Below are 4,392 nucleotides of genomic sequence, written 5' to 3'. Positions count from 1 at the left end.
GGGCAGAAGAAGAGACAAAAGCTCTGCTGTCAAGCGGGTGAGGAAACCCCACCCGCCTACGCGGTGGGGTAGTTCATTTTTGCGCCGTAAAACCGCCAGCATGCGTTCGGAAATATCGATTCCTGTGTAAGGGCAGCCGCGCCGAATCAGCGGCAGCGCAATCCGTCCCGTCCCAATGCCCACCTCAAGAAAATGGGTCTCAGGAGTGGCTCCCACTGCCGCCAAGATGGCATCGGCGATCTCTTCCTCTACAGCCGGAGGAAAGCTGCGGGTGGCATCGTAAAAGTCGGCAGCCCGATCAAAACAAACGCTGTGGGATCCCGCCATCACTGTCCCCTTCCCCAACGGGCAAACCCAGACAGACAGAGTATCAACAAGAATGGGCAGGAATTGCCCGGATCCCTGCCTCTCTCAAGCCCAAAATTGGCTCTCTTCAAGACTCCTGCGCCAGGCGGGCGTAAAACAAGCCCTGGACGCGGACGGTGTGAGGTTCCAGTGCCCCTTGCTCGGTGCTGGACTGCTGAATGCTGACGAAGGAGCCGCCCATCTCACCCGTGCTGGGATCCACGCGGGCAATGCGCAGCGACATTTTCCCCTGGGAAACCTCGTCCACCTTGCGGTTGGTGGCGAAGTCGTCCTTGGCCGCCTGCAGCCCCACGGCTGTGTCGTAGCCGGCGTTGGAGCCGCGCCCACGCGGGTCGAGGAAGGTGCTGCTGTGGTAGCCGGGCACCAAGAACTCGCCTTCAAAGTCGGTCGAAGGGTCGATGGCGGCTCCCTGGGCGGTGGCGACCAAGTCCTTCACGCTGAACAGAAACGGCACCCGCTCGCGGCGGGGCAACTGACCGGTGGTCGGCTGAAAGGTGATCCCATCCACCACTTTGAACTCCAGCGCGCCGTCTTTGGGGGTGACCTCGGCCTTAATCGGCCCCAGCGTGGCCGCCGAGATCATGATGTTTTTGGCTTTGATAAACTCTTTTTCCCCGTTCCGCTTTTCCTCTTCGATTTCAATCTGCACCGGCTGGAAGCAGACATCGGTCAGCTTCAGGGATCCCCCCTTGGGCACCTCGATGCGGCCGCGGGCATTGTCGGAGACGGAAGGGCAAATGGCGGCCTTGCCGGTGTTGCGGATCTGGTCGTAGGTCAGCGGGGCCTTAGCAGCCGCCGCCGGCAGGGCAAAGACGCTCAAACAGAGCGCCAACAGGATGGCGAGTAGTGGACGGTACCGCATAAGCAACCTCGAAAAACCTGTTTTAATCTCAATGCTGCTGGGGAGAATAAGCCTGAATGCCCCTATTGTACGCAATAGGGATCCCCTCTTTGGCTGAGCCCGCAGAAGTTTCTTGGTCAAGTCCAGTTGCCCACCCTCTAGGGAAAGTCGGCCAGATGGCCAGAAAGGGGTGAGACCCTTTCGCGGCCACCTCAGAACGGGCCCAGGGATCCCAGCCAGCGCTCCCGAATCTGGTTTACCAGCTCGCCGATGGGCTGTTGGTTAACGCGGTAGCTGGTGGGATGGGCGATCAGGCGGGCGGTGCTCTCGAAAAGGCAGTCCCGTTCCACCAGGCCGTTTTCCCTCAGGGTGCGTCCGGTGGCCACCAAGTCCACGATGGCATCGGCCATGCCGGTGAGGGGAGCCAGTTCCACCGAGCCGTAGAGGGAGATAATTTCCACCGGCAAATCCAACCGGTCAAAATACTCGCGGGCGCAGCCGACAAACTTGGAAGCGACGCGGGCATGGGGAGGCAACTGGGCCGCCGAGGTGTAGGGACTATCTTGGGGCAGGGCCACCGACATGCGACAGTAGCCGAACTTCAGGTCCAGCAGGTGGGCCACCCGCGCTTCGCTGCCGGCATAGCGCTCTCGCAAGATGTCGTAGCCGACGATGCCCAGTTCGGCCTGTCCGTATTCCACGTACACCGGCACGTCGTGGTTGCGCACCAGCAGCGCCTCGTAGCGTTGCCCGTTGAGCTGGGTGGGCGATTCAATCCGCAGCAGGCGGTTGCCGGGATCCAAAAAGCGACTGAAATCGATCCCCACCTGTTGCAAGCAGCGGATAGCGTCGGCCAACAAGGCTCCCTTGGCCAGAGCAATGGTGATCGTCGGGGTATTGGGCTTCGGAGCTGGCCGAGGGCTGGCGGCTGTCAACATAGGCACTTAGGGATCCCTTCTGGCAAAAGGACAAGGGCAGTGGGAATGCTGCTTAGTTAAAGAAGGAAAGTGGATACCAGGGATCCTGCGTCCTCAATTGTAGGGAACTGACCTCTTGCCGGCGAGGTAGACTCGGCAGATGTTTTCCAGAACGCAGATCCTGGGATGATAAAAACACGATGAACCCGGAGGAGAGAGGACGGCATGAAAGCCATGATCCTGGCAGCCGGCAAAGGGACACGGGTACGGCCCATCACCTACATGATGCCCAAGCCGATGATCCCGATTCTGCACAAGCCGGTCATGGAGTTCTTGGTGGAGCTGCTGCGGGAACATGGCTTCGACCAGATCATGATCAACACCAGCCACCTCGCTCACCAGATCGAAGACTACTTTCGCGATGGCCAGCAGTGGGGAGTACACATCGGCTTTTCCTTCGAGGGCCACTTCGAGAACGGCCAGCCGGTGGCCGAACCCCTGGGATCCGCCGGTGGCATGCGCAAGATCCAGGATTTCTCCGGCTTTTTTGACAGCACCTTCGTGGTGCTCTGCGGCGATGCGCTGATCGACCTCAACCTGACCCAGGTGGTCAACTTTCACAAATCTAAGGGGGCATTGGCCACGGTGGTGTTGCGAGAGGTGGATCCCAGCCAAGTCTCCAGCTACGGAGTGGTGGTAACTGATGAGACGGGCCGGGTCACCGCCTTCCAAGAAAAGCCCAGGCAGGAAGAGGCCCTCAGCAACACCATCAACACCGGCATCTACGTGTTCGAGCCAGAAGTCCTGGACTACATCCCCCCCGGCTGCCCCTATGACATCGGCAGCGATCTCTTCCCCGCCTTGGTGAAAGCCGGCTCCCCCTTCTACGGCCTCAAGGCCGACTTCCAGTGGGTGGACATTGGCCGTACCCATGACTACTGGCTGGCAGTACAGAAGGTGCTGCGCGGCGAGATCAAAGGCGTCAAGGTGCCCGGGATCCAGATTCGGCCCGGCGTCTGGACAGGGATCAACATCCGCGCCAACTGGAATCGCATCCACATTGAGCCACCGGTGTACATCGGGGCCAGCACCTACCTGGCGGATGGGGTAAAGCTCATCGGCCCCACGGCCATTGGCTACGGCTGTGTGTTGAACGAAGGGTGTACGCTGGATGGCAGTCTCATCTTTAACTACACCCAAATCGCCGCAGGAGTGACGCTGCGCCACCAGATGGTGATGGGTCGCTACTGCATTTCCTCCGATGGCAATGCCATCGACACGGAAGAGTCCAACCTCACCTGGTTGATCGGAGATGCCCGCAGCCATGGCAACGGCAAATCCCAATAGCGCCCTCTATCTCTACGGGATCGTTGCTGCCCCCGGCCCGCGCCACCTGAATGTGGTGGGGCTGGACAAGCAGCCGGTGGGGGTTCACGTGCTGGGATCTTTGGCCTTTCTCTATTCCCAGGCCCGCCAGGAGCGCTACTTGGCCAGCCGGGCCAATCTGCTGGCCCACGAAGCCGTCCTAGAAACCGTGATGAACGAGGGACACCGCGCCCTGCTGCCGTTGCAATTTGGCCTGGTGGTGAGCAGTTGGGATCAGGTGGAGCAGGATCTGGTCAAACCGCGCCTGGCCGATCTGCTGACCCTGCTGCAGCGCCTAGAGGGCAAACGGGAGGTGGGGGTAAAGGTCTTCTGGGATCCCCAGCAAGAGCTCCAATTGGGGCTGGAGGAAAACCCCGCCCTGAAAGCCCGGCGGGACGAGATGGTCGGCGCCCCTTTGGGTCTGGATGCGGTAGTCGAGATCGGACGGGCTCTGGAGCAGCTTTTGGAGCAGCGGCGTCAGCGCATCGCCCAAACCTTCACGGCGGCCCTCAGCCCCCTGGCCAGCGACCGCGTGGAAGGCGATCTGCTCACGGAGAACATGGCCTACAACGGCTCATTTTTGATCAACTGGGAAGATGAGCCGGCTTTTGCCCAAAAAGTGGAGGAGCTAGACCAGACCTTTCAGGGGCGGCTGCGCATTCGCTACAACAACTTCACCGCTCCTTACAATTTCGTCAAGCTTTGACATGTTTTCTGTTTTATGGTCATTCAATCCAGTCCAATGGCGATGGAACGGTTGGTTACCTCGTTATTGCTCCGCAACGCTGTCGCCAACGCGCCGCTCTAACTCCCCTCTCCCTCAGGGAGAGGGGCCGGGGGTGAGGGGATCCCTCAGGGAGAGGGGCCGGGGGTGAGGGGATCCCTCAGGGAGAGGGGCCGGGG

5 protein-coding genes are annotated in these 4,392 nt (G+C 60.5%); 2 read left to right on the top strand and 3 right to left on the bottom strand.

The window, feature by feature from the left end; all coding sequences use genetic code 11:
- From NW858_RS08145 to hisG, 3 genes are all read right to left on the bottom strand, one after another.
- Positions 1–345 (bottom strand): class I SAM-dependent DNA methyltransferase (locus NW858_RS08145; RefSeq protein ID WP_414520260.1); only part of this gene is annotated, 345 nt, incomplete at its 3' end.
- 88 nt (positions 346–433) lie between these two features.
- Complete coding sequence (locus NW858_RS08140; RefSeq protein WP_414348970.1) at positions 434–1,228, bottom strand: photosystem II manganese-stabilizing polypeptide; 795 nt, start codon at positions 1,226–1,228, stop codon at positions 434–436.
- 191 nt (positions 1,229–1,419) lie between these two features.
- A complete protein-coding gene (gene hisG, locus NW858_RS08135) occupies positions 1,420–2,145 on the bottom strand; it encodes an ATP phosphoribosyltransferase (RefSeq protein WP_414520259.1) in 726 nt (241 codons plus the stop codon).
- 204 nt (positions 2,146–2,349) lie between these two features.
- Between hisG and NW858_RS08130 the strand changes: the two genes are divergently transcribed.
- Positions 2,350–3,471, top strand: a complete 1,122-nt coding sequence (locus NW858_RS08130; RefSeq protein WP_414520258.1) for a sugar phosphate nucleotidyltransferase — start codon at positions 2,350–2,352, stop codon at positions 3,469–3,471.
- Positions 3,449–4,195 carry a GvpL/GvpF family gas vesicle protein gene (locus NW858_RS08125; protein ID WP_414336049.1) on the top strand — a complete coding sequence of 249 codons (747 nt, stop codon included), beginning with the start codon at positions 3,449–3,451 and terminating at the stop codon, positions 4,193–4,195. The genes NW858_RS08130 and NW858_RS08125 overlap by 23 nt, the downstream gene beginning before the upstream one ends.
- The last annotated feature ends 197 nt before the right edge of the window (positions 4,196–4,392 follow it).

The organism is Synechococcus sp. H55.10 (assembly GCF_047502715.1).
Lineage (GTDB): Bacteria > Cyanobacteriota > Cyanobacteriia > Thermostichales > Thermostichaceae > Thermostichus.
Note: the sequence above shows the minus strand (reverse complement) of the source record. Positions and strands in the feature narration are given on the sequence as shown.

Coding starts and splice junctions, on each gene's coding strand:
- NW858_RS08140 (WP_414348970.1), bottom strand. CDS start 1,228: ATGCGGTACCGTCCACTACTCGCCATCCTGTTGGCGCTCTGTTTGAGC.
- hisG (WP_414520259.1), bottom strand. CDS start 2,145: ATGTTGACAGCCGCCAGCCCTCGGCCAGCTCCGAAGCCCAATACCCCG.
- NW858_RS08130 (WP_414520258.1), top strand. CDS start 2,350: ATGAAAGCCATGATCCTGGCAGCCGGCAAAGGGACACGGGTACGGCCC.
- NW858_RS08125 (WP_414336049.1), top strand. CDS start 3,449: ATGGCAACGGCAAATCCCAATAGCGCCCTCTATCTCTACGGGATCGTT.